The 21,842-nt window shown below is 70.0% G+C and carries 24 protein-coding genes and 1 tRNA gene; 12 read left to right on the top strand and 13 right to left on the bottom strand.

What is annotated here, in order from left to right; all coding sequences use genetic code 11:
- Positions 1-92: 92 nt before the first annotated feature.
- Positions 93-728, bottom strand: a complete 636-nt coding sequence (locus ACFYV5_RS19425) for a DUF461 domain-containing protein (RefSeq protein ID WP_389169763.1) — start codon at positions 726-728, stop codon at positions 93-95.
- A gap of 621 nt (positions 729-1,349) precedes the next feature.
- Between ACFYV5_RS19425 and ACFYV5_RS19420 the strand changes: the two genes are divergently transcribed.
- From ACFYV5_RS19420 to ACFYV5_RS19385, 8 genes are all read left to right on the top strand, one after another.
- The gene (locus tag ACFYV5_RS19420) at positions 1,350-1,832 is read left to right on the top strand and encodes a CarD family transcriptional regulator (protein WP_003953493.1); all 483 of its coding nucleotides are present in this window, start codon (positions 1,350-1,352) and stop codon (positions 1,830-1,832) included.
- Positions 1,833-1,899: 67 nt separating this feature from the next.
- A complete protein-coding gene (locus ACFYV5_RS19415) occupies positions 1,900-2,190 on the top strand; it encodes a hypothetical protein (RefSeq protein WP_389169760.1) in 291 nt (96 codons plus the stop codon).
- A 48-nt stretch (positions 2,191-2,238) separates the two neighbouring features.
- Positions 2,239-2,988 (top strand): 2-C-methyl-D-erythritol 4-phosphate cytidylyltransferase, encoded by a 750-nt coding sequence (gene ispD / locus ACFYV5_RS19410; RefSeq protein WP_355104410.1) that lies wholly within the window; start codon positions 2,239-2,241, stop codon positions 2,986-2,988.
- Positions 2,978-3,472 (top strand): 2-C-methyl-D-erythritol 2,4-cyclodiphosphate synthase, encoded by a 495-nt coding sequence (gene ispF / locus ACFYV5_RS19405; protein ID WP_389169756.1) that lies wholly within the window; start codon positions 2,978-2,980, stop codon positions 3,470-3,472. Before ispD ends, ispF begins: the two co-directional genes overlap by 11 nt.
- Before the next feature lie 193 nt (positions 3,473-3,665).
- The gene (gene cysS, locus ACFYV5_RS19400) at positions 3,666-5,066 is read left to right on the top strand and encodes a cysteine--tRNA ligase (protein WP_355104414.1); all 1,401 of its coding nucleotides are present in this window, start codon (positions 3,666-3,668) and stop codon (positions 5,064-5,066) included.
- Between the two features lie 77 nt (positions 5,067-5,143).
- On the top strand, positions 5,144-6,103 hold the full coding sequence (gene rlmB / locus ACFYV5_RS19395; protein ID WP_355104416.1) for a 23S rRNA (guanosine(2251)-2'-O)-methyltransferase RlmB: 960 nt from the start codon (positions 5,144-5,146) through the stop codon (positions 6,101-6,103).
- Positions 6,104-6,220: 117 nt separating this feature from the next.
- Positions 6,221-6,682 carry a GDP-mannose 4,6-dehydratase gene (locus tag ACFYV5_RS19390; RefSeq protein ID WP_389169752.1) on the top strand — a complete coding sequence of 154 codons (462 nt, stop codon included), beginning with the start codon at positions 6,221-6,223 and terminating at the stop codon, positions 6,680-6,682.
- A 137-nt stretch (positions 6,683-6,819) separates the two neighbouring features.
- A complete protein-coding gene (locus tag ACFYV5_RS19385) occupies positions 6,820-8,340 on the top strand; it encodes a DoxX family membrane protein (RefSeq protein WP_389169748.1) in 1,521 nt (506 codons plus the stop codon).
- Between the two features lie 87 nt (positions 8,341-8,427).
- On the opposite strand, the gene ACFYV5_RS19380 is transcribed toward ACFYV5_RS19385, so the two are convergent.
- From ACFYV5_RS19380 to ACFYV5_RS19370, 3 genes are all read right to left on the bottom strand, one after another.
- A complete protein-coding gene (locus tag ACFYV5_RS19380) occupies positions 8,428-9,144 on the bottom strand; it encodes a nucleotidyltransferase family protein (protein WP_355104420.1) in 717 nt (238 codons plus the stop codon).
- Positions 9,145-9,219: 75 nt separating this feature from the next.
- Positions 9,220-9,633, bottom strand: coding sequence for a hypothetical protein (locus ACFYV5_RS19375; protein WP_329117893.1), 414 nt, complete (start codon positions 9,631-9,633; stop codon positions 9,220-9,222).
- Between the two features lie 202 nt (positions 9,634-9,835).
- On the bottom strand, positions 9,836-10,933 hold the full coding sequence (locus tag ACFYV5_RS19370) for a sn-glycerol-3-phosphate ABC transporter ATP-binding protein UgpC (protein ID WP_355104422.1): 1,098 nt from the start codon (positions 10,931-10,933) through the stop codon (positions 9,836-9,838).
- 182 nt (positions 10,934-11,115) lie between these two features.
- Between ACFYV5_RS19370 and ACFYV5_RS19365 the strand changes: the two genes are divergently transcribed.
- A tRNA-Thr gene (locus tag ACFYV5_RS19365) sits at positions 11,116-11,189 on the top strand.
- Positions 11,190-11,260: 71 nt separating this feature from the next.
- On the opposite strand, the gene ACFYV5_RS19360 is transcribed toward ACFYV5_RS19365, so the two are convergent.
- The 9 genes from ACFYV5_RS19360 to ACFYV5_RS19320 form a co-directional block, all read right to left on the bottom strand.
- Positions 11,261-12,397, bottom strand: a complete 1,137-nt coding sequence (locus tag ACFYV5_RS19360; protein ID WP_389169744.1) for a tyrosine-type recombinase/integrase — start codon at positions 12,395-12,397, stop codon at positions 11,261-11,263.
- On the bottom strand, positions 12,397-12,600 hold the full coding sequence (locus tag ACFYV5_RS19355) for an excisionase family DNA-binding protein (protein WP_389169741.1): 204 nt from the start codon (positions 12,598-12,600) through the stop codon (positions 12,397-12,399). The genes ACFYV5_RS19360 and ACFYV5_RS19355 overlap by 1 nt, the downstream gene beginning before the upstream one ends.
- A gap of 2 nt (positions 12,601-12,602) precedes the next feature.
- Positions 12,603-14,006 (bottom strand): replication initiator protein RepSA, encoded by a 1,404-nt coding sequence (repSA, locus tag ACFYV5_RS19350; protein ID WP_389169738.1) that lies wholly within the window; start codon positions 14,004-14,006, stop codon positions 12,603-12,605.
- A gap of 279 nt (positions 14,007-14,285) precedes the next feature.
- Entirely contained in the window at positions 14,286-14,834 is a 549-nt protein-coding gene (locus ACFYV5_RS19345) for a GGDEF domain-containing protein (protein ID WP_389169736.1), read from the bottom strand.
- A 5-nt stretch (positions 14,835-14,839) separates the two neighbouring features.
- Positions 14,840-15,145: a SpdD-like protein gene (locus ACFYV5_RS19340; protein ID WP_389169733.1), complete on the bottom strand. Its 306-nt coding sequence runs from the start codon at positions 15,143-15,145 to the stop codon at positions 14,840-14,842.
- 14 nt (positions 15,146-15,159) lie between these two features.
- On the bottom strand, positions 15,160-15,345 hold the full coding sequence (locus ACFYV5_RS19335) for a mobile element transfer protein (protein WP_389169730.1): 186 nt from the start codon (positions 15,343-15,345) through the stop codon (positions 15,160-15,162).
- 15 nt (positions 15,346-15,360) lie between these two features.
- Positions 15,361-16,032, bottom strand: coding sequence for a DUF2637 domain-containing protein (locus tag ACFYV5_RS19330; protein WP_389169728.1), 672 nt, complete (start codon positions 16,030-16,032; stop codon positions 15,361-15,363).
- Positions 16,033-16,108: 76 nt separating this feature from the next.
- Positions 16,109-17,455 carry an FtsK/SpoIIIE domain-containing protein gene (locus tag ACFYV5_RS19325; RefSeq protein WP_389169725.1) on the bottom strand — a complete coding sequence of 449 codons (1,347 nt, stop codon included), beginning with the start codon at positions 17,453-17,455 and terminating at the stop codon, positions 16,109-16,111.
- Positions 17,456-17,457: 2 nt separating this feature from the next.
- Positions 17,458-17,790 (bottom strand): hypothetical protein, encoded by a 333-nt coding sequence (locus ACFYV5_RS19320; protein ID WP_389169722.1) that lies wholly within the window; start codon positions 17,788-17,790, stop codon positions 17,458-17,460.
- Positions 17,791-17,868: 78 nt separating this feature from the next.
- Here ACFYV5_RS19320 and ACFYV5_RS19315 point away from each other — a divergent pair, with 78 nt between their 5' ends.
- The 3 genes from ACFYV5_RS19315 (at position 17,869) to ACFYV5_RS19305 (ending at position 21,362) form a co-directional block, all read left to right on the top strand.
- On the top strand, positions 17,869-18,705 hold the full coding sequence (locus ACFYV5_RS19315) for a sigma-70 family RNA polymerase sigma factor (protein WP_389169720.1): 837 nt from the start codon (positions 17,869-17,871) through the stop codon (positions 18,703-18,705).
- A 1-nt stretch (position 18,706) separates the two neighbouring features.
- Positions 18,707-19,519 carry a protein phosphatase 2C domain-containing protein gene (locus tag ACFYV5_RS19310; protein WP_389169717.1) on the top strand — a complete coding sequence of 271 codons (813 nt, stop codon included), beginning with the start codon at positions 18,707-18,709 and terminating at the stop codon, positions 19,517-19,519.
- 1,078 nt (positions 19,520-20,597) lie between these two features.
- Entirely contained in the window at positions 20,598-21,362 is a 765-nt protein-coding gene (locus tag ACFYV5_RS19305) for a hypothetical protein (protein WP_389169714.1), read from the top strand.
- Positions 21,363-21,842: the final 480 nt, after the last annotated feature.

Below are 21,842 nucleotides of genomic sequence, written 5' to 3'. Positions count from 1 at the left end.
ACGAGTGAGAAAGGGCGCCCCCGCCGGAGTGATCCGGTGGGGGCGCCCCTTTCGTACGTCCGCGCGTGTCCGCGTGGGTTCGTACGTACGTGTCAGTGGCCGGCCGCGTGGCTCGCCTCGCCCGACGGGTCGGCGGAGGAGCCGGACTCGGCGCCGTGGCCCCCCGGCGACGCGGTGGCCGTCGCCGTCGGCGAGGCGGCCGGCGGCTTCGGGATCTCGGTCGGGCCGAAGTCCTTGAAGTAACCGCTCGCCGGGACGACGAACGCCTGCAGGCTCACGTCGCCGGTCTCGCTCAGCTTGAAGACGAGCTTCTGGACCCCGCCGTCCTTCACGGCCTCGTGGCCGTTCTCGATCGTGGCGCTGGCGTTGCCCTGGCCGCCGATGATGACCGAGCCGCCCGCGGGGACGGTGATCGGACCCGTACCCTCGGCCGCCTTGAGCTTCACGGGCGAAGGGGAGCCCGCCAGGGTGATCGATTCGAGCGTCTGCGGCGCGCGGCCGTTGTTGAAGACCGTCGCCGAGACGACGGCCGGGCCCGGGGCTCCGGCGGTCGGCTGGGTGATCACGATCGCGTTCTGGATCTTGACATCGTCCACGGCGACGGCGGCGTTGTCCGGCCGCACGCCGAGCGTCTGCGCGTCATTGCCCGCGCCACAGGCGGACAGCGAGGCGATCGAGATCACGAGGGCGGAGGCGGCGAGGGCGCCGCGTCGAAGGCTGCGGCTCACGGCGGCGGCAACTCCTAGGACGTACGGACGGGCGGGCTAAGGGCGACCGGCTGGGGGTGGAGCTCAGGACCAACCGGCTAAGGACGAGCTAAAGGTGCGTCAGCGCGCTTAGGTTACCGAGCCGCACTCTCCGTCCCGCACCCGACCCGCCCCTTCGCGCACCCGGGCCCTCCGCACACCCACCGCGATGGCCTGATCACGACGCATTGGCCGGCCGTTCACATAACGGCCTTGATCAATTCTGCGGCCGTGCGCGCATTCCTCCGCCCGCCGCGCGGAAAAACTCCGGTCCGGCCGCCGCGTGATCAATTCGGGATTCGGTCCGGGAAGCATCCGTACGAGTGACCGATCCTCGAACGGAGTACGCGAAGATGCCCGACCTGAACCCGGCAAAACGGGACATCGCTCCTCCTTCGGAGCTCTCCGGGCGGGTGTAACGTGCGTGTTTCTCTGCGTCCGTGCAGCCGCTCCGACCTGCGAATACCGCCTTCCATGAGCCCTCCGCAGCACGTTCGCGTTGCAGTTGTCAAGCCCCGAGATATGCCCTGACCTGCGAAAACGCCATTCAGAAGAAGCCGTATCCGTGTTACCCTGGATAGCCACGGAAGGGGTACCTGTCACATGACGTTCAAGGTTGGCGACACCGTGGTCTATCCCCATCACGGGGCCGCGCTGATCGAGGCCATTGAGACTCGCCAGATCAAAGGCGTGGACAAGACCTACTTGGTGCTCAAGGTCGCCCAGGGCGACCTGACAGTTCGTGTGCCGGCGGACAATGCGGAGTTCGTCGGTGTGCGCGATGTGGTCGGTCAGGATGGGCTGGACCGGGTCTTCGAGGTGCTGCGCGCGCCGTACGCCGAAGAGCCGACGAACTGGTCCCGGCGCTACAAGGCAAATCTCGAGAAGCTCGCCTCCGGCGATGTCATCAAGGTCGCCGAAGTGGTCCGTGACCTGTGGCGCCGGGAGCGCGAGCGCGGACTCTCCGCAGGTGAGAAGCGCATGCTCGCCAAGGCTCGGCAGATCCTGGTGAGCGAGCTGGCCCTCGCGGAGAACACGAACGAGGACAAGGCCGAGGCTCTCCTCGACGAGGTCCTCGCGTCCTGAGTGAAGCGATGCCGCGGTGCCCGTTGACGGCTGTGAGACTCACAGTGCTGTCGCCGGGCGCTGCGGCATGTTCGCGTCCTCGCGACAGCGACACGCCCACCGCATCGACCGTATCGAGACCGATCGGATCGACATCGATCTCCTCGACACCGACCGGATCGATCGGATCGACACCCGCACCATCCGCACCATCGGCATCCGCCGCCCGGACGTCCGCCGCCTCGCGGCCCGGCCGCCCACGGCGCTGCTACAACCGCCCCCCTCGCGTCTTCCTGTGCCACATCCCCTGTGCCGCGCGATACGCCCCGACCGTCGTCACGGAAAGGGCCCGGTCAAGGCGTCGCGTCCAGCACGGTGAGGCCATACCCATGTGGGCCGAGGAAACAAACCTGCCGGAGTGCAACCGATGACAGACGAAACGCGTCCCGCGCGCACCGCCGCTGTGATCCCCGCGGCGGGCCGGGGCGTACGGCTCGGCCCGGGCGCCCCCAAGGCGCTCCGCGCGCTGAACGGCACCCCCATGCTCATCCACGCCGTCCGGGCGATGGCCGCTTCCCGCGCCGTCTCCCTCGTCGTCGTGGTCGCGCCCCCCGACGGCGCCGCCGAGGTCAAGAACCTCCTCGACGCCCACGCCCTCCCCGAGCGCACCGACTACCTGGTCGTCCCCGGCGGGGACACCCGCCAGGAGTCCGTACGCCTCGGCCTCGCGGCGCTGCCCGAGGGCGTCACCACCGTCCTCGTCCACGACGCGGCCCGCCCGCTCGTCCCCGTCGACACCGTGGACGCCGTCATCGAGGCGGTCCGGGACGGCGCCGTCGCCGTCGTCCCCGCACTCCCGGTCGCCGACACGGTCAAGGAGGTCGAGCCCGCGGAGAAGAAGGGCGACCCCGAGAGCGTCGTCGCCACCCCCGAGCGCGCCCGCCTCCGCGCCGTCCAGACCCCCCAGGGCTTCGACTACGAGACCCTCGTCAACGCCCACGCGACCGTCGCCCTCACCGGTGACGGCGCCACCGACGACGCCGGCATGGTCGAACGCCTCGGCGCGCCCGTCGTGGTCGTCCCCGGCCACGAAGAGGCGTTCAAGGTGACCCGTCCCCTCGATCTCGTGCTGGCCGAGGCCGTACTCGCCCGCAGGAGGGCCAACGATGGCTTCTGAGCCCGTACGACTTCCCCAGGTCGGCATCGGAACCGACGTCCACGCCTTCGAGCACGGCCGCGAGCTCTGGTGCGCCGGCCTCCTCTGGGAAGAGGAGGAGTACGGCCTCGCCGGGCACTCCGACGGCGACGTCGCCGCCCACGCCGCCTGTGACGCCCTCTTCTCCGCCGCCGGCATCGGCGACCTCGGCGCCCACTTCGGCACCTCACGCCCCGAGTGGTCCGGCGCCTCCGGCGTCACCCTCCTCACCGAGGCAGCCCGCATCGTCCGCGCCGAGGGCTACGAGATCGGCAACGTCGCCGTCCAGGTCATCGGCGTCCGCCCCAAGGTCGGCAAGCGGCGCGACGAGGCCCAGAAGGCGCTGAGCGAGGCGGTCGGCGCCCCCGTCTCCGTCTCCGGCACGACGACGGACGGACTCGGCCTCACCGGCCGCGCGGAGGGCCTCGCCGCCATCGCCACGGCCCTGGTGATCCGTACCGCCTGACGCCTGGCGATCCGTACCACCTGACGGCCGTGACCCGTACTGCCTGACGGCCGGTGACCCGTACCGCCTGACGGCCCCGGCCCGGCGCACCGCCCGGACGGGCGCCACCCCCCGGTGTGCCCGCGCCCACAAACCTGCCCCGCGTAGCCGAATCGTGCGCGGGGCACTACCACACGCCCACTACCCTGGAGTGGTGACTATTCGCCTGTACGACACCAGCGCCCGGCAGATCCGTGACTTCACCCCGCTCACACCGGGCCACGTCTCGATCTACCTCTGTGGCGCCACCGTCCAGGCGGCCCCGCACATCGGCCACATCCGCTCGGGGCTGAACTTCGACATCATGCGCCGCTGGTTCGAGTACCGCGGCTACGACGTCACGTTCATCCGCAACGTCACCGACATCGACGACAAGATCATCACCAAGGGCGCCGACCAGGGCCGCCCCTGGTGGTCCATCGGTTACGAGAACGAGCGCGCCTTCAACTCCGGCTACGACGCCCTCGGTTGCCTCCCGCCCACCTACGAGCCCCGCGCCACCGGCCACGTCACCGAGATGGTCGAGATGATGCGCGGCCTCATCGAGCGCGGACACGCCTACGAGGCCGACGGCAGCGTCTACTTCGACGTCCGCTCCTTTCCGGGCTATCTGCAGCTCTCCAACCAGGACCTCGACGACCTGCGCCAGCCCGCCGAGGAAGGCATCACCGGCAAGCGCGACCCCCGCGACTTCGCCATGTGGAAGGCCACCAAGCCGGGCGAGCCCGACTGGGAGACCCCGTGGGGCCGCGGCCGTCCCGGCTGGCACCTGGAGTGCTCGGCCATGGCCCACAAGTACCTGGGCTCCGCCTTCGACATCCACGGCGGCGGCCTCGACCTGATCTTCCCGCACCACGAGAACGAGATCGCCCAGGCCAAGGCGTACGGCGACGACTTCGCCTCGTACTGGGTGCACAACGCCTGGGTCACCATGAGCGGCGAGAAGATGTCGAAGTCACTCGGCAACAGCGTCCTCGTCTCCGAGATGGTCAAGAACTGGCGCCCCATCGTCCTGCGCTACTACCTGGGCACCCCGCACTACCGCTCGATGATCGAGTACAGCGAGGAGTCCCTGCGCGAGGCCGAGTCCGCGTTCGCACGGATCGAGGGCTTCATTCAGCGCGTCACCGAGAAGGCCGGCAAGACCGTCCCGCCCGCCCCCGAGGTGCCGCCCGCCTTCGCCGAGGCCATGGACGACGACCTGGGCGTCCCGCAGGCGCTCGCGATCATCCACACCACCGTCCGCCAGGGCAACAGCGCCCTCGCGGCGGACGACAAGGACGAGGCCATCGCCCGCCTCGCCGAGGTCCGGGCCATGCTCGGCGTCCTCGGCCTGGACCCCCTCGACCCCCACTGGGCCGAGGAGACCGACCGCGGCGAGGAGCTCCACGGCGTCGTCGACACCCTCGTACGGCTCGTGCTCCAGCAGCGTGAGTCGGCGCGCGAGCGCAAGGACTGGGCCACCGCTGACGCGATCCGCGACCAGCTGAGCCAGTCCGGCCTCGCCATCGAGGACAGCCCCGACGGCCCCCGCTGGACGCTGGGCAACCGCTGATGATGTGCCGCCCGGGGAACTGGGCGGCACACTTCACTTACAGACCTACGTACGCAACACCGAGGATGAGAGTAGTCATGGCCGGGAACAGCCAGCGCAGAAACCGCCGCACGTCCAACAAGAAGGGCGCGACGGTCGGCAGCGGTGGCCAGCGGCGCAAGGGCCTCGAGGGCAAGGGCCCCACGCCGCCCGCCTCCGCCCGCAAGGGTCACAAGAAGAACCGCGTCGCCAACGCCCAGGCCAGGCAGGCCGCCGCCCGCCGCCCCGCCCCCCGCCGCGGCGGCCCGAAGGGCACCTCGGAGATGGTCGTCGGCCGCAACCCGGTCTACGAGGCCCTGCGCGACGGCGTCCCCGCGACCACGCTGTACGTCCAGCAGTTCATCGACAACGACGAGCGCGTCCGCGACGTCCTCAAGCTCGCCGGCGACCGCGGCAACATCAACCTGATGGAAGCCCCGCGCCAGGAGCTCGACCGGATGACCAACGGCCTGAACCACCAGGGCCTCGTCCTCCAGGTCCCGCCGTACGAGTACGCGCACCCCGAGGACCTCACCGCGGCCGCCTACGACGCCCACGAGGACCCGCTGATCGTCGCCCTCGACGGCGTCACCGACCCCCGCAACCTCGGCGCGATCGTCCGCTCCGTCTCCGCCTTCGGCGGCCACGGCGTCGTCGTCCCCGAGCGTCGCGCCGCCGGCATGACCGCAGGCGCCTGGAAGTCCTCGGCCGGCACCGCCGCCCGCACCCCGGTCTCCCGCGTCACCAACCTGACCCGGGCCCTGGAAGGCTTCCAGAAGGAAGGCCTCACGGTCGTCGGCCTCGCCGCCGACGGCGAGCACACCGTCGAGGACCTGGAGGCGCTCGACGGCCCCGTCGTCATCGTCATCGGCAGCGAGGGCAAGGGCCTCGGCCGCCTCGTCGGCGAGACCTGCGACTACCGCGTCCGCATCTCGATGCCCGGCGGCGCCGAGTCGCTGAACGCCGGCGTCGCCGCCGGCATCGTCCTCTACGAGGTCGCCCGCCGCCGCCAGGGCTGAGCCGCGCTGGACCAGGGCCGGTCCCGGTAGTCCTCCTCGCCGGTCCGCCGCGACATCCCATCGCGGCGGACCGGCGATGCGTGGAGCGTGCACGCCTAGATTCCAGCTGGGGGCGGCATGGGCACCCGGATACTGATCACCGGCGGTGCTGGGTTCATAGGATCGACGTACACCCGGATGCTTCTCGGCCCCGAAGGGGCCGGAGGCATAGAGATCACCGTCGTGGACAGCCTCACGTATGCCGGGAACCGGGAGAACCTGGCCGGACTGGGCGACGATCCCCGCCTCACCTTCGTGCGAGGCGACGTCTGCGACTTCAAGCTGATGGAGTCGCTTGCCGCCCGGCACGACGAGATCGTCCACTTCACCGCCGAGTCCCACGTGGATCGCTCCAACGAGTCCGGCACCCCGTTCGTCACCACCAACGTCCTCGGCACTCAGACCCTGCTGGAGGCAGCCGTCCGCCACGGCATCGACAGGCAGGCCCCGAGCCTCGCGGAGCTGACGGCCGACAACGCGCTGCCGTCGTACGAGAGTTGCCTCGCCCATGCGCGGACGCACCGACGCGTGACGGAATGAGCCGCACACACGCGCCGAAGTGGGCGGCCCGGTTGCCGATCAGACCCCGGATGCCCCGCGGTCACCGTTGATCTTGACGGGCCTCGGACATTTCGCGCCCGTCAAGGCAGTGTCCTAACCCCGCGTCACTCGGTTAGATGAGTGTGGACACCAGAACGCCCCGGCCGGGGTTCGACGATCAGCCCGCGCTGAGCATGGTCAAAGTGGATTCCGACCCCGCGCAGGTCATCGTGAACCACGCCAGCTTCCGTGTGCGGCTCGCGCCGGCCCAGCAGCCGAAGTTCGCCGCCGCCCCCCGGCTCTCCGCCCTGGGGACACCGGCGGGAGCGGCCGCAGGCGCCGCCGGCCGCCGCCGCCCCGTCGTCTGGACCGGAAAGTCCGCGCCTGGCGCCACCGGACTGCTCCAGGCCGTACGCGAGTCCTCCGTCTCGACGCTGGAACCGCCGGACACCGGAATCACCCAGGCCATCCCGCGCATCGACGACACCATGCCGACCCCCGTCGTCACCGCCGACGCGCCCCCGCTCCTGCCCCCCATGCGGCGGGCCGAAGGCGCGTACGACCTCCCGGACGAGACGGCACACGACGACGCGGCCGGCCAGGACGGCGACGACGAGTACCGCAACCGCGCCCACCGCCACGGCGCCGATCCGGTCCGCCACGCCTACTACCCAGGGCGCCGGATGAACCTCGGCGTCGTACTCCTCCCCCTCCGCGTCTTCCTCGGCTTCATCTCCATCTACGCCGGCATGGGCAAGCTCTGCGACCCCGTCTACTTCGACGGCGGCGAACGCGGCTCCATGGTCAAGTGGCTCACCTCGCTGCACCCCTGGGCCCTCGCCGAGCCGCTGCGCGACTTCGCCCTCCAGCACCCCGTCGGCGCCGGCCTGACCGTCGCCTTCCTCCAGGTCGTCGTCGGCGTCCTCACCGTCCTCGGACTCTGGCAGCGGGTCGCCGCCGTCATCGGCGCCCTGCTCTCCGCCGCCCTCATCCTGACCGTCAGCTGGAAGACCGTCCCGGTCTACGACTCCGCCGACATCATCTTCCTCGCCGCCTGGTCCCCGCTGATCATCGCCGGCGCCCCCGTCTACTCCATCGACGGCCGCCTCGCCGGCGAAGCCTGGCGCACCCTCGGACCCCGCTCCGAACTGTGGGAGCTGCGCCGCCGCGTCCTGCGCCGCGGCGCCCTCGTCACCTCCGTCGTCGTCGGCCTCACCCTCCTCGTCGGCTCGATGCTCGGCGGCGCCGTACGGTCCGCCGAGATGGTCACCGTGCCCGGCCCGAACGACGACCCGATCAACCACCTGCCCGGCCAGCCCCTCCCGCAGGACCCGGCCCCCGGCACCCCCTCCCGTACCGCCCCCAAGAGCCCCAAGCCGTCCGCGACGGCCGGCGCGAGCGGCACGAGCGAGGACGACGAGAAGGCTGAGCCGAGCCAGACCGTACGGGAGACCGGCCGGATCTCGGAGAGCCGCCCGACCGCCACCCGCGGCACCGACAGCGCCCCGACCCGGACCCGCCCCGCGCCCCCGCCCTCCACCAGCTCCGGCCCGACCAGTTCGGGCGGCACGAGCGGCGGCGGCACCGGCACCACCGACCCCACGAGCGGCTCGACCTCCGGTGGCAACCGGAACCCGATCGGCGGCCTGCTGGGCTGACGGAGAACCCCCGCCTGTACGGGAAGGGCGGCACCACTTCCGAGTGGTGCCGCCCTTCCTGTTGCGTACGAACCGACCGAGCGGCTCTCAGCGTCCCTGAGCGGCCAGCTCCTTCGCCGCCTCGGTCAGGTCCTTCGCCGTGTCGATCGCCCGCCAGTAGGCCCCCTGAGGCAGCGGGAAGCCCGCCAGACGGCGCTCCCGGGCCAGCCGGGGGAACGTGGTGCGCTCGTGGTCGCCCCGATCGGGGAGCAGCGCCGTGAACTCGGCGGAGAAGACGTACACGCCCGCGTTGATGAGATACGGCGAGGGCGGCGACTCGATGAAGTCGGTGATGTGCCCGAAGGTGTCCGTCTCCACGGCACCCCAGGGGATCCGGGGGCGGGCGAGGGCGAGCGTGGCGGTGGCGTCCCGCTCCGCGTGGAACTCGGCCATCTCGCGCAGGGAGAAACGGGTCCAGATGTCGCCGTTCGTGGCGTACCAGGGCTTCCCGGGCTCAGGAAGATGCGCGGCGGCGTACTTGAGGCCGCCGCCACGGCCCAGCGGCTCCGACTCGACGACGGTCGTCACACGGAGCGGCAGATCGGCGCCCCGCAGCCATTCCTGGAGCACTTCGGCGAGATGGCCGCAGGACACGACGGCATCCGTCACGCCCTCGGCGGCGAGCCAGGACAGCTGATGGCCGATGATCGGGGTCCCGGTGCCCGGGATCTCGACCATCGGCTTGGGGCGGTCGTCGGTGTACGGGCGCAGGCGCGAGCCCTGGCCGCCCGCCAGGACCACGGCCTGCGTCGGAGAGGTATCCATACCGGGAACGATATGCGTACCTCTCGAGGCTGCTGTTCAGCTTCGTGGCGTGGAGTCGTGAAGGGGTGTCGTGGCTCAGCTCGCGTACATCACGCCCGTCGCGAACGAGGTGTCGCAGACCGGGCGGGAGTAGGACTGGGCGCGGGTGGGGCCGTAGTACCGCACGGCGGCCTTGCCGAGGGCACGGGCGATGGACATGCAGTGCTTGGCGAGCGACGGGCTGTTCTCGACCTCGCGCTGGAGGTGCGTCAACGCCGTGCCGGGGTCCTTCTCCTGAAGTTCTGCGAGGAGGCGGTCGCGCAGAATATCCTGCGGTGCACGGGACTTGGCGGGGACGGAGACGTCCTCCGAGGACGCGGTGAGCATCTGGGTCCCGGAGGCCTGACCGGCCCACGGAACGGCGGACACCGCGAGCGTCCCGGAGAGCACCAGGACGACGGGCAGGACGAGAGCGAGAGAGCGGCCGATACGGCGGGCAGTATGCGTCACGCAGGCGAGCGTAGCGGCCGGTAGTGATATGGCGACATTTAGTCACTCTCGCGGGGGATGGTTCGAGGAGCCTTTTCGAATCCCGTGTTGACGCGGCCGCCCGAATTGGCGGTTCTGCCGGGGTATTTGTCGACACGCCCGCCGCGTACGCGAAAGGCCCCGCATCTGCAACAGATGCGGGGCCGTTCAGCGGTTCACGGCGTCAGCCGGAGAGACGCTCACCCGTCGAGGTGGAGAAGACGTGCAGCTCGTCGGCGCGCGGCACCACGTGCAGCGTGGAGCCCTTCTCCGGCACGGCACGGCCACCGACACGGACGACCAGGTCCTTGTCCTCGCTGCCGACGCGCGCGGAGCCGTAGACGTAACCGTCGGCGCCGAGCTCCTCGACGACGTTCACGGAGACGGCCAGGCCCTCCTTGCTGGTGGCACCCGAGACGTCGAAGTGCTCGGGGCGGATGCCGACCGTGACGGTCGTGTCGCCCTTGGCGGACGCGGCGGACAGCGCGTCACGGGAGACCGGGACGACGCTGTTGCCGAACTTCACGCCGCCCTCGATGATCGGCACCTCGACCAGGTTCATGGCCGGGGAGCCGATGAAGCCGGCGACGAAGAGGTTGGCGGGACGGTCGTACATGTTCCGCGGCGAGTCGACCTGCTGCAGCAGACCGTCCTTCAGTACGGCGACCCGGTCGCCCATGGTGAGGGCCTCGACCTGGTCGTGGGTGACGTACACCGTGGTGATCCCGAGCCGGCGCTGGAGGCTGGCGATCTGCGTACGGGTCGAGACGCGGAGCTTGGCGTCGAGGTTCGACAGCGGCTCGTCCATGAGGAACACCTGCGGCTCACGCACGATCGCGCGCCCCATCGCGACACGCTGCCGCTGACCACCGGAGAGCGCCTTCGGCTTGCGGTCCAGGTACGGCGTGAGGTCGAGGATCTTCGCGGCCTCCTCGACCTTGGCGCGGATCTCGGCCTTGTTGACGCCGGCGATCTTGAGCGCGAAGCCCATGTTGTCGGCGACGGTCATGTGCGGGTACAGCGCGTAGTTCTGGAACACCATGGCGATGTCCCGGTCCTTCGGCGGCAGGTGCGTGACGTCGCGGTCACCGATCCGGATGGAGCCGCCGTTGACGTCCTCCAGACCGGCGAGCATGCGCAGGGAGGTCGACTTGCCGCAGCCGGACGGGCCGACGAGGACGAGGAACTCGCCGTCCTCGATCTCGATCTCGAGCTGGTCGACGGCGGGCTTGTCGGAACCCGGGTAGAGCCGGGTCGCCTTGTCGAACGTGACAGAAGCCATGGTGATGTGTCCCTTCACCGGCAGGAACGTGCCGGACGATCCGAGTAAAGGAAGGATTGAGGTCTAGTCCACCGGAGTGAACTGCAGGCGACGCTACCTGGCGCCGCGCGATCTGTCAGTAGTCGGAGACCAGTGAGATTTCCGACCGGGGCAGGGTGGGTGTTGGTTACACTGCACTCGCTGCCTCCTTAGCTCAGCTGGCCAGAGCACCGCTCTTGTAAAGCGGGGGTCGTCGGTTCGAACCCGACAGGGGGCTCACGGCAAAGGGCCAGCGCAGGGGCATGATTCCCCGGCGCTGGCCCTTTCGCATGATCACGGCCGTGCCACCTACGTGCCAGAAGGCCCGTCCTTACGGGCTTGGCGGATCATCTCTCCGAGCTTCCCCGCGATGTGCTGATCACGGTCGCTCGTCATGTGCTGGTAGATCAGCGCGGCCCGGGTCGTGCTGTGTCCCATCCGCGTCATGAGTTCGCGGGTGCTGGCTCCGGCGCTGGACGCGAGGGTGTTCCCGGTGTGGCGGAGGTCGTGGAAGTGCACGTCCCTGGAGATGCCGGCCTTGGTGCGGGCGGCGGTCCAGTCGTCACGGAAGTTGCTGCGGCGCAGGAGCCCGCCGCGGGGACCTTGGAAGAGGTGGCCGTCCTGCCCGGCTCCGGCGAAGTGCTCCAGGTGGTGAGCGAGCTCGGGGACGAGTTCGGCCGGGAAGGCGACCGGTCGGACGCCGGCGGCGGACTTCGGTGCCTTGTCGGCCAGCGTGCCGTTCTGCAGCTCGGACTGTGCGCGGCGGACCAGGACCACGCAGCGGGTCAGGTCGAGGTCTCGGCGGCGGAGCGAGGCCAGTTCGCCGAAGCGGAGGGTGGTGAAGGCGGCGAGGAGGACGAGGACCCGGTAGTGCGGCTGGATGGCGTCGGCCACGGCGTACACCTCGGCAACGGTGAGGACGGGGCGCTCGGGCACGTCGTAGCGGTCGGCGCCCTTGATCCGGCAGGGGTTGCGGCGGATCAGCTCGTCGTCCACGGCCGTGTTCAGGATCGCGCGGAGGAGTTGGTACGCCTTGACGACGGTCGGCTCACCTACGCCGTTTTCCAGCAGGGCGGTGCGCCAGGCTCGGACGCGGGGGGTGGTGATCGCGGCCACCGTCCCGGCGCCGAAGGTCGGCTTGATGTGCAGCCGGATCACGCTCTCGTTCCGTTCCCGGGTGCGATCCTCCAGCTTGCGGTGCTTCAACCAGTCGTCGGCGTACGGCCCGAAGGCGACCTTGCCCGCGTCGGGGGCCTGGTAGGTGCCCCGGATGATCTCCGCCTCGATGGTGGTCAGCCAGACGTCGGCGTCTGTCTTCGTGTCGAAGGTGTGCGGGGCGGACTTCGTCTCGCCCGACAGCGGGTCGCGGTAGCGCGCCTGCCAGCGGCCCGAGGCGAGCTGTCGCACAGTGCCGAACCGGCGACGCCTGCCCTTGCGGTTCGCCATCAGGCCACCTTCCTGTAGCGACGCTCGATGGGCTGCACGGTGTGGGTCTCGATGTGCGCCTCGATGGCGGGCTCGGGGATGCGGACGTGACGGCCGACCTTGACGAAGGTGATGCGCCGTTCCTCGATGAGTCGACGGGGGAACCGGACGGAGGTGCCGAGGAGTTCGGCGACCTGGTCGACGGTGAGCAGACGTGCGGACATGGTCACCACTCCCCTTCGGTGGAGGATTCGAGCTCGGATCGGATCTCGCTGGCGAGTTCGCGGTTGTGCTGGATGTCGCGGTGGATGTTGGCGGCGAGCCACGATTCACCGGGTGTGGCGCCGTGGCCGGCGTAGGTCCAGTGGGCGACGACGAGGACGGTGGCCTCGGGGTGTTCGTCGGGGTCGGGCAGGCCGAGGGCTTCGCGTTGTTGGGCTGCGCGGTAGTCGGCGCGGACCTGGCGTAAGGCGCCGAGGGTGGTGGAGTAGCGGCGGGATTTGGTGGAGAAGTGACCGCGGAACCCGAGCATGTGAGCCCAGACCCTCAGGCGCCGGTCGGGGTAGGCGGCGTCGAGGTCCATGCAGGCTTCCATGAGCCGCCGGGGGTGGTCGGGCACGTCGAGGAGGACGAGCGCTTCCTTGTTGCCGACCCGGTGGTCGACGCTGCCGGTGGTCTCGGCGGCTTTGGTGGCGTACTTGGCGACGTAGGCGGCGACGGCTTGTTCGGCCAGGTCCTCGCCCTGGCCGAAGGCGCCGATGGGCTGGACGTCGAGCTGCGTGCCCCAGGTGAGCGTCAGGTCTTGGCCGACGCCGTGGTCCGGGGCGGCCGGTACGACCACCTGGACGCGGGTGGCGGCGGCTCGGATGGCGTCGGTGAGGAGGTCGAGGGTGGCCCAGGCCGGGGGTGGGCTGTCGGGTCCTTCGGGGCCGTCGAAGCGGATGACGGCGTGGAAGTGGACGGCGCCGCGCTTTTGGTATTCGGCGACCTTGCCGAAGGAGACGCGGGACTGTTCTCGGGCGGCTTTCTGGGTGAGGCCGGCGCGGGCGGCGATCTCGCGGCGGAGGTAGATCGTGAAGTAGCGCCACAGCTCGGAGGCGTGGTTGTTCCACAGCACCGCCCCGGCGTAGTCGTACGCGTATGGGTCGAGCGGGGTGCCGAGTTCGGGCGCGTCCTCCTGGTGCTGCCTGCCGCAGCGACACGGCCGGGTGCCGGGCCGGTTATGGACCGGACCGAAGGACGGGGCGGTCAGGGTGGCGAAGACGCGGGGATGGTCCCGGATCGTCTCCGGGGTGCCCTTGTCCGGGTTACCGACGAGCCCGGCGCGGATCAGGTGGTAGGTGTCGCCCGCGTAGGTCCAGGCGCAGGCCGGGCAGCGAGAGGCCCGGCGGTTGCCACAGGCGACCCGCAGCACGCCACCGGGCTCGTTGTCCGTGGTGTACGCGTTGAGGACGGTCCGGGTCGACGGGTCGAGGAATTTGGTGCCGCCGGAGAGGCGGATGGGTGCGGCGCATCCCCCGGTGCGGCGGATCTGGTCGGTGAGGCGGTCGAAGCCGGGGGACCCGGCCACCCGGAGCAGATCGCTCAGGGTGGCCGGGTCAAGGCCCGCCGCGGTGGCGGTGTCGGTCAAGGCGGTCACTTCCCGGCGCGGACGAGGGCGGCCGTCACGGTGCGGGTGCCGGTGCCCTTACAGGCCGGGCAGGTGGCCGGAAGGGTGCGGCGCCGGCCGTCTCGGGTGACGCTTCCCGTCGTGATGTGGACGACGGGAAACCCGTCGCAGTGGGAACAGACACGAGCAATCTGGGCGTGGGGCATCATGGGCTTTCCCTTTCGGGTCCGTTGGATCTGGAGGGGGTTGAGGCGCCCGGGGCGGCGGAAGTTTGGCGACCGAGGCCGCTCCGGGGGCCGCTCAGTGTGTGTTGCGCCTGCCGTGGCCCTTGGCCGCATACATCGAGGCGTCAGCGGCGGACAGGGCGTCGGTAAGGAGCGGGACCGGCAGGTGTTCGCGGTGGCAGTGCCCGACCGAGGCCGAGACCCGCAGGGTGTGTCCGTCGTGCGTGACCGGCTGGTCCAGCGCGGCGCGGAGGGCGGGAAGGCCGGCGGTGTGGTCGGGGTCGGTGACGATGGCGGCGAACTCGTCTCCCCCGAGGCGGGCGGCGATGCCGTGACGTCCGCACCAGGCCGCCAAGCGACTGGCGGTCGCGGTGAGCACGGTGTCTCCGGCGGCGTGGCCGTGGGTGTCGTTGATGGCCTTGAAGTCGTCCAGGTCGACCAGGAGCACGAGCGCGTTGCCGTGCCGGGTGATGAGGTGTTCGGCGCGGGTGGTCCATCCGGCGCGGGTGTGCAGGCCGGTCAGCGGGTCTCGGCGGGCGGCGCCAAGGCGGCGGGCGAGCATGCTGCCGTGCAGGGCCCAGCCGAGGGCCGGTAACCCGGCGGCGGCGATCGTGTAGGTGTCCATGCGGGTCACCGGCCCTTCTGCATGTCGCGGATGAGCATTCGCAGGACGACCGCGACGACGGCGACGGAGATGCCGGTGATGGCGACGGCCAGGAGCAGGGAGACGAGGACGGTGCCGACGACCAGGACGACGGCCCCGCCACCGGCGGCGAGTGCGACCGCGTTTCCCGGGGTGAGCTGAACCGTCGTGCGGGCCGGGGCGACCGGCACGTGGGCCGGGGCCGGGGTGGCCGGCGTGAGGACGGTCGAGTCGGGCACGGTGTGCTGGACCGGGATGTAGGTGTCGGGTGCCGGGTATTTCGGTGTGAACACGGGGCTTGCTCCTCTCAGGCTTTGCAGCGGTGGGTGCGGGCGGCGAGTTCGGCGGCCGGGCGGGTGAAGTAGTCGGCGGAGAAGTCGCAGCCGGGGGCGGTGCACACGGCGGTGTGCTTAGTACGACCGCGGCCGTCGTGGTGGGTACCGACCTTCACCGGGCCGAAGCGGGCGACGTTGTAGAAGCGGTTCGGGCGCACGGGTCTCCTTTCGAATCAGGCGAGTTGGAGGGCGATCGAGTCCGCGAGCGCGGGCGGGACGCCGAGGCGAGCACGGAGGGTTGCCGCGTCGATCGGGGCGCCGGTCTGGGCGGGGTGGGCGTCCGCGATCTTCCGGGCGTGGTCGAGCAGCGCGGGCGGCACAGGCACGGCAGGCGCAGAGGGAGTGGGCTCCGGCGGGGCTTCCTCGGGAGCGGGATCGGCCGGCGGCAGCTCGGGAGCCGGTTCCGGGGCACGCTCCACGGTCAGATCCGTCAGCGGTTCGGAGTCGGGTTCTTCCACGGGCTCCGGTTCCGGCCTCGACGACGGGGCGGGTGCGTGGGCGAGGAGCGTGCCGCCGAGGAAGGCCAGTGCCGGCCATCCGGCGACGAGGATGCGCAGCCAGGCCGGGACGTTGTTCATGTCGAGCAGTCCGGCGGTGGCGACGTTGGCGCCGAGCGAGGCGACGAGGGCGATGGTGAACCAGAGCCAGGCGTCGCGGTTGGATGCATCGGTTCGCATTCGGCGCCAGGCGGCGACCATCAGCAGGTCGACGCTGACCGGGTAGGCCCACGCCTTCCAGCCGTCCTGTCCAGCCGCGGCCGCCAGGTCGTGCAGGTGGGCGAAGGACAGGGCACCGGCGATGACGGCCTGGATGAGGACGGCGTCGAAACGGAGAGTTCGGAACACGGTTCACCTCCTTTCGGGCATGGGTCGGGTAGGGACCTGGCGTGAGACGGTCACGCCAACCGGCGGGAAGCGAAGGTCAGTCGGTTGCCGGGAACGGCTTGAACAGCGGCATCGGCGGGACGGGCTTGCCCGCGATGAGCTGCACCGGCCGGTAGACGGCGAGGCGCGGGAGGACCGGGGTCAGATGTGCGTACTCGGCGCACGTGGCTGCCGCATCGGCCGCGCTCAACTCGGGGGTGCGGATGCGGGACCAGCCCCCGGAGGAGTCACCGGCCACCGCCACACCGGGCCGGTCGGGCGGGATCGTCGTCACGGCCACGACCGCGTCCGGGGCGATGTCGCCCAATCCCATGTCGGCGGTCTGCTTGTCGTTGACCCGGTGGACGACGCGTCCGGTGAGCTGGGCTCGCAGCGTGGTGGCACCCCTGCCGAGGTCGGAGCCGAACCGCTGGCCGCAGACCTCCAGGAAGATGCCGGCCGCACGGGCCATCTGCCCAAGCCGGATCATCTGCATGACCATCCGGTCCCGCCGTTCCTCGTCCTTCTTCCCCGCAACGAGGAACAGTTCCGCGACCTCGTCCACCAGGACCACGACCGGCACCGGCCGCACCTTCTCCGGCAGAGCCCACACATCAGCGGCGCCGTGCTCGCTGAGCAGGTCGAAGCGCCCTTCCATTTCTTCCACCAGAGCGTCCAGAAGCCCGGACGCTTCCTCGGGCGTCACGGCGAGCGCCGACAGGCGGGGTGCGTATCCGCGCTGTTCGACCCCGCGCTTGCAGTCGATCCCGACCAGGGCGACGTTGAGCCGTGCGAGCCCGGCGATGAGGTTGCGCTGGTACATCGACTTGCCCGACTGGTTTGCGCCGAGCGTCAGCGCGTGCGGGACTTTCAGGTAGTCCCGGACGAACGCGGTGCCGTCCTCCCGCAGAGCGACCGGAACCGTCAGTTGACCGGAGGGGCGACGGCGCGGCATCTTCACCCGCCGCAGGACGTCGTAGCCGGTCATCCGCAGCTCGACGAACCCGGGCTTGGTCTCGATCACGTTGACCGAGTGGACGCCCCAGGCGTGCCGGAGCCGCTCCGAGGCGGCCATCACGTCGGCGGGTTCCAGACCGGCCGGAAGCCGGAGGGTGACCCGCATCCCGGTCGAGGTCCCCCGCACCCGGCGGATCTTCGGCGGCACGGGCTGGACGTCGCTGCGACGGGCCACGTTGCGGACGAGGAAAGCGCGGAAGCGGGAGGGCTGAACCGTCAGCCCGCACACGTCCATCGTGGAGCGGTACGACATCGCGAACCGCACTTGGGTGACCGGCAGTCCGACCAGCGACCAGAACACCCGAGGCGCCCGCACCTTCGCGTACCCGAGTCCACCGGCCCCGGCCAGCGGGAGGCCGACCTCCCATAACGTCGACAGGTCCGTCATGGTCAGGCCCCCATCGGCGTGACCGCGACAGCGCGGAAGGAGATCCCGTGCCGGGTCTGGCCGTTGAACGTGTTCTCCCAGTCGCGGGCCTTGAGGCCGATCACCGAAACCGGGGTCCCGGGCGTCAGGTTGTCGGGGAGGCCGGTCTCCGGCACGGTCACCTGGTAGAGGTTGCCCTCGCCCTCGTCCGAGATCAGCAGACCCACAGTCGACAGGCCGGCACCGGTCTCCCGGTCCATCGCGCGCTCACCGGTCTGCTTGCTTACGAGCTTCGGCGTCGGAGCGGTCGCGACGAACACGACGGCAGTCGAAAGATCGATCTTGAAGGACGGCATGTCCACTCTCCCGGTAAGGGGGGCTTAGCATGTGGCGTATGAAGTCAGATCTCCGTCCGGTTCCGCGAGGTGTTCGCCGTGATTGAAGAAGTGCGGCGGGTTGGCGCCATGCAAAATCACGCGCTCCGCGTGAAGGCCGCAGTGGAGCTGATGACGGAGCTGCAAGCGGCCGTCGTGGAGACGTCACGCATGCGCAAAGAGAGCATCGCGTGGCTCCGCGACAACGGGCACTCGATGGCCGACGTAGCGAAGCTCATGGGCGTGAGCCGGGCGCGCGTTGCCCAGCTCCGTGACGCCGGCCCACCGCCCGAGCGCGCGTTCTTCGGCACCCAGCACGCCCAGGTGCTCGTGCCGATGCGACCAGGTGAGCGTGAGTACGTGGCGCTCGAAGACAGTTCCACGGGCCAGAAGCTCTTGGCGCTCGCGCATCACCTCCAGCTCGAGGGCGACCTGGGGTACATCCCGACCTCTGGCGATATCGATCTCAACCGCGACGACCTCATCGTCGTCTGCGGCCCCAAGACCTCCCCTGTGGCGGCGGCAGCCCTCCAGGGCGATCCTCGTCTCTCGTACGAGACGCTGCTGGACGGCCGTTGGGCCCTCATCGAGCGAGACAGCGGCAAAACGTACACGTCACCGAGCGACGATCCGGACAACCCAACTCGCTCCGACGTGGCATACATCGGCAGGCTCCCGAGGCCGGACGGTCAGGGCACGTTCCTGCTGATCGCGGGCGTGCACGCGGTCGGCTCCCTCGGGGTCGCGCACTTCCTCACGGAGAATCTCGCCGACCTCTACGGCCGAGCCGGAACGCCCGAGTTCTCGATGGTCGTCGAGTGCGACTACGAGCAGGGGACGAAGGCGATCACCGACAGCCGTGCGGCCAGCGAGGTGCTTTTGCACGAGGTGACCTGACGTGCACGTCTCCCTGTCCAGCCTTTCCCGCCCCGGCGGGGTCAACGAGGACTTCGCGATCGCCAGCGCCGAGTGCGCCGTGGTGCTGGACGGCGCCGGCACCCCGAAGGGACTGCCCACCGGGTGCGTCCACGGCGTGGCCTGGTTCGCCCAGAGGCTTGGAACCATGCTGCACCGCGAAGCCGTCGAGAGCGGGCGCGACCTGGCCCGCTGTCTCGCCACCGCCATCGAGGGCACGGCGAAGCTTCACCGGGCGACGTGCGATGTGGGGAGTCCGTTCTCCCCGTCAGCGACGGTCGCCGTGCTCCGAAGCCGCGGGCAAGACGTGGAGTGGCTGGTGCTGGGTGATGCCGTTCTCGTCCTCGACGGCGGTGGAAGACCCGAGGTCGTCACGGATCAGCGCTTGGCGCGGGTGGCGAGTGAGGAGCGGGTCGCCCTGCGTACGACCGAACGGGGGCCGGAGGGGGAGCTGGGGGCGCACACCGCGTTGGTGGAGGCCGAGAGGGCGATGCGCAACCGGCCGGGCGGGTACTGGGTAGCTGCTGCGGAACCCGAGGCGGCGGACGAAGCCATCACAGGTCGGATGTCCATCGCGCAGCTGGACCGGGCAGCCCTCCTCACCGACGGCGCGTCCCGGTTCGTAGACACCTTCGCCCTTGGTGACTGGTCCACCTGTCTCGACGTGCTGGAGCACCACGGCACAGCCGACCTCATCGACCAGGTCCGCGACGCCGAGCGCAGCGACATCAACCTGGAGCGATGGCCGCGCTCCAAAACGCACGACGATGCGACGGTGATCTTCGCTCGCTTCTAAGTCGAGCTGTTACAGGTTTCTCTACCTCATCAAGCACCCGGCTCCGCGTTCCGCTCCGCCGGGCGGGCTTCCCGGCTCCGCTCCGCGCGACGCTCCTGCCTCCGGCCCGCTCCGCGCGCGCTGCGCCGACGCCCGCCCCTGCGAGTGGGATAGGCCCAAAGGCATGAGCCGAGCCCCAACGGTCCGCGGTTCCCTCTCCGTCACCGACATGCCTCCGGCGGGGGCGCTCCGGCTCCGGGATGGCGGGGGCGCCGTACGCGCGTGCCGGCCAGTGGGGGCTTGGGCGGGGAACTCCCATCCCGTCTGCCATCGACCCAGGACAAGCCGAGCAGACACGGCGCCGGGCGTCCAGGTCGTTCGTACAGTGGCGCGCTCCACCTGGACGCCCGGCACCGCGCCCGCTCCACGGTGTGTGGGTCGACGGCAGACGGGATGGGAGTTGGGGGTGAGTGGGGAGAGGCTGGAGATCCGGCTCCCATGGCAGGTTCGGCTTGAGGCCGCTCCCGCAGACTGGGTAACCCTCTGCCGCGACATGGAAGTTGAGGCCCCATGAGACGTGTACAGTGAGCGGCGTCATTCGCGGAAAATGACATGGCTATGAGCCGTAGGCGCTTGCTTGCACGCTGCCGCCACGGCTCTTTAGAGGCAGGAAGTTCAGATGAGGACTAGAAAGCCTGATCCGAAAGACCCAACCCAACGCACTAAGCAGTGCGCATCCAACGAAGGAAACTGTACACCACGTCCGGGACCTGGCAAGTGGCACACTGTTGCAGCCGTTTGTACAGGGCTTGGATCACTCATGGCGGGAGCGGCCGCACTGGTTGGGACAGTCGCAATGCTCGGGCTGAGTGTCTAACTGCGTGACAACGCCGACGAACAGCGGCGGACAAGCGCGAACGTCTGCGGACCATCAGCGCAGGTGAAAGACACACGGGACCAAGGCAGAGCTCCCACCCGAGTTGCTTCGGGATGAAGAAGTCATCCGTACAGCGGCTCTGTACGCAAGCTAAGCGACCAACGGGGCCCGACAGATGCGGGGTCGGCGACTCGCACTCGCCGACCCTGCAATACTCGCGCCGTGACGTTCCCCCAGGAGGCAACCGAGCCGCTCGACCCTGCAGAAGTGCTGGCCAGAACAGCATGGAGCGCTCTGGACCATGCCTATGGGACAGCTGAGGACGCACCGCAGATTCTGCTAGATCTTATGGACACCGATCTGCGCGTGAGGTCGCAGGCGTTGAGCCGCCTTCATCACGTCTTGCACCACCAGAACACCTTGTACACCGCCACAGCGCCGGCCGCCGTGTACGTGGCGGGCATCCTCGGCGACGCCCGGGCCCTTGAGGCCGTCGAGAAGGAGCGTCACGCCTTCCCTGGACCGATGCGTGCCGAATTGCTGGGGTGGCTCGACTCTGTCGCCAATGCCGCAGACGACGAGGCCGCGGCCACCATGCGGCGTTTCGGGTTCCCGCCGGAGAAGTACCCGCCATTCGTCGCAATCTGCCGGATTCGGCCGCAGCTCTTCCTTGCCGTTTCCGCGTTCCTCGACGACCGCGACCCTGACGTACGTGCAGCAGCTACCTCTGCCTGTATCCCACTACTGGACGACCCCCGTCTGGTTCACCACCGAGACACCTTGACCCCCATGTTGCGCGACAGCTTGGCCGCGAGCGTGCTTTGGCAGTACCAGGCGAGGGCGATCGACGCTTTGGGGAGTTGGGGCCAGGACGTCACTGGGTTGGAGGTCCGGCAGGAGCGGTACGCGTTCTGTGACGCCGAGCGTCAGCCTCAGGCTCGGGTGGCCGAGGCGCAGGACTGGAACGACGCCGATCTCCCCTTCTGAAGGCTTCCCAGTTGGCCGACCTCCCCACTCGGCTCCGTCTCGTTTGGCTCCGTCCGTCGTAGTTCAACGGAGGCCGAGAGCCGCGACACCGTCAGCAGCCGAACACGCGTGAACGCAGGAAAACGACCCCGTACGGGCCTCGGAGCAGCAATGACAGACTTGGAAAGCGCGCGCGGCCGGCGCTGGCAGGGCACTCTTGGCCATCGGCGGAGCCTGGCCGTCGGTTGGGTCCCGGGCTTGCACCGGGCCGCCCCCGGACAAAGCCAGGGATGCAGCTGCACTACAGAGCTGGACACCTCGGAAGCCGACCGCGCGCAGGTGGACGCTATCCCGAGGCACTGACAGTCCGCGGGGAAGACCGTGCCACATCCGTGCCAGATCGTGCGGGAAACCTCGGGGAATGAGGGGCGTTGTCGGGCTCCGGGGTGTCGGTCAGCTCCCGCAGTTTTTGTGCAGGTCAGGCATGGCCCCGCCTTCCCT

The sequence above is a fragment of the Streptomyces sp. NPDC003035 genome, assembly GCF_042888285.1.
In the GTDB taxonomy this organism is placed as follows: Bacteria; Actinomycetota; Actinomycetes; order Streptomycetales; family Streptomycetaceae; genus Streptomyces.
This window is presented reverse-complemented; position numbering and strand designations above follow the sequence as displayed.

What these genes read in the sequence shown, in the direction of transcription:
- ACFYV5_RS19420 (WP_003953493.1), top strand. Translation starts at nt 1,350, where the DNA reads ATGACGTTCAAGGTTGGCGACACCGTGGTCTATCCCCATCACGGGGCC.
- ACFYV5_RS19415 (WP_389169760.1), top strand. Translation starts at nt 1,900, where the DNA reads ATGTTCGCGTCCTCGCGACAGCGACACGCCCACCGCATCGACCGTATC.
- ispD (WP_355104410.1), top strand. Translation starts at nt 2,239, where the DNA reads ATGACAGACGAAACGCGTCCCGCGCGCACCGCCGCTGTGATCCCCGCG.
- ispF (WP_389169756.1), top strand. Translation starts at nt 2,978, where the DNA reads ATGGCTTCTGAGCCCGTACGACTTCCCCAGGTCGGCATCGGAACCGAC.
- rlmB (WP_355104416.1), top strand. Translation starts at nt 5,144, where the DNA reads ATGGCCGGGAACAGCCAGCGCAGAAACCGCCGCACGTCCAACAAGAAG.
- ACFYV5_RS19390 (WP_389169752.1), top strand. Translation starts at nt 6,221, where the DNA reads ATGGGCACCCGGATACTGATCACCGGCGGTGCTGGGTTCATAGGATCG.
- ACFYV5_RS19385 (WP_389169748.1), top strand. Translation starts at nt 6,820, where the DNA reads ATGAGTGTGGACACCAGAACGCCCCGGCCGGGGTTCGACGATCAGCCC.
- ACFYV5_RS19380 (WP_355104420.1), bottom strand. Translation starts at nt 9,144, where the DNA reads ATGGATACCTCTCCGACGCAGGCCGTGGTCCTGGCGGGCGGCCAGGGC.
- ACFYV5_RS19370 (WP_355104422.1), bottom strand. Translation starts at nt 10,933, where the DNA reads ATGGCTTCTGTCACGTTCGACAAGGCGACCCGGCTCTACCCGGGTTCC.
- ACFYV5_RS19360 (WP_389169744.1), bottom strand. Translation starts at nt 12,397, where the DNA reads ATGGCGAACCGCAAGGGCAGGCGTCGCCGGTTCGGCACTGTGCGACAG.
- ACFYV5_RS19355 (WP_389169741.1), bottom strand. Translation starts at nt 12,600, where the DNA reads ATGTCCGCACGTCTGCTCACCGTCGACCAGGTCGCCGAACTCCTCGGC.
- ACFYV5_RS19345 (WP_389169736.1), bottom strand. Translation starts at nt 14,834, where the DNA reads ATGGACACCTACACGATCGCCGCCGCCGGGTTACCGGCCCTCGGCTGG.
- ACFYV5_RS19325 (WP_389169725.1), bottom strand. Translation starts at nt 17,455, where the DNA reads ATGACGGACCTGTCGACGTTATGGGAGGTCGGCCTCCCGCTGGCCGGG.
- ACFYV5_RS19320 (WP_389169722.1), bottom strand. Translation starts at nt 17,790, where the DNA reads ATGCCGTCCTTCAAGATCGATCTTTCGACTGCCGTCGTGTTCGTCGCG.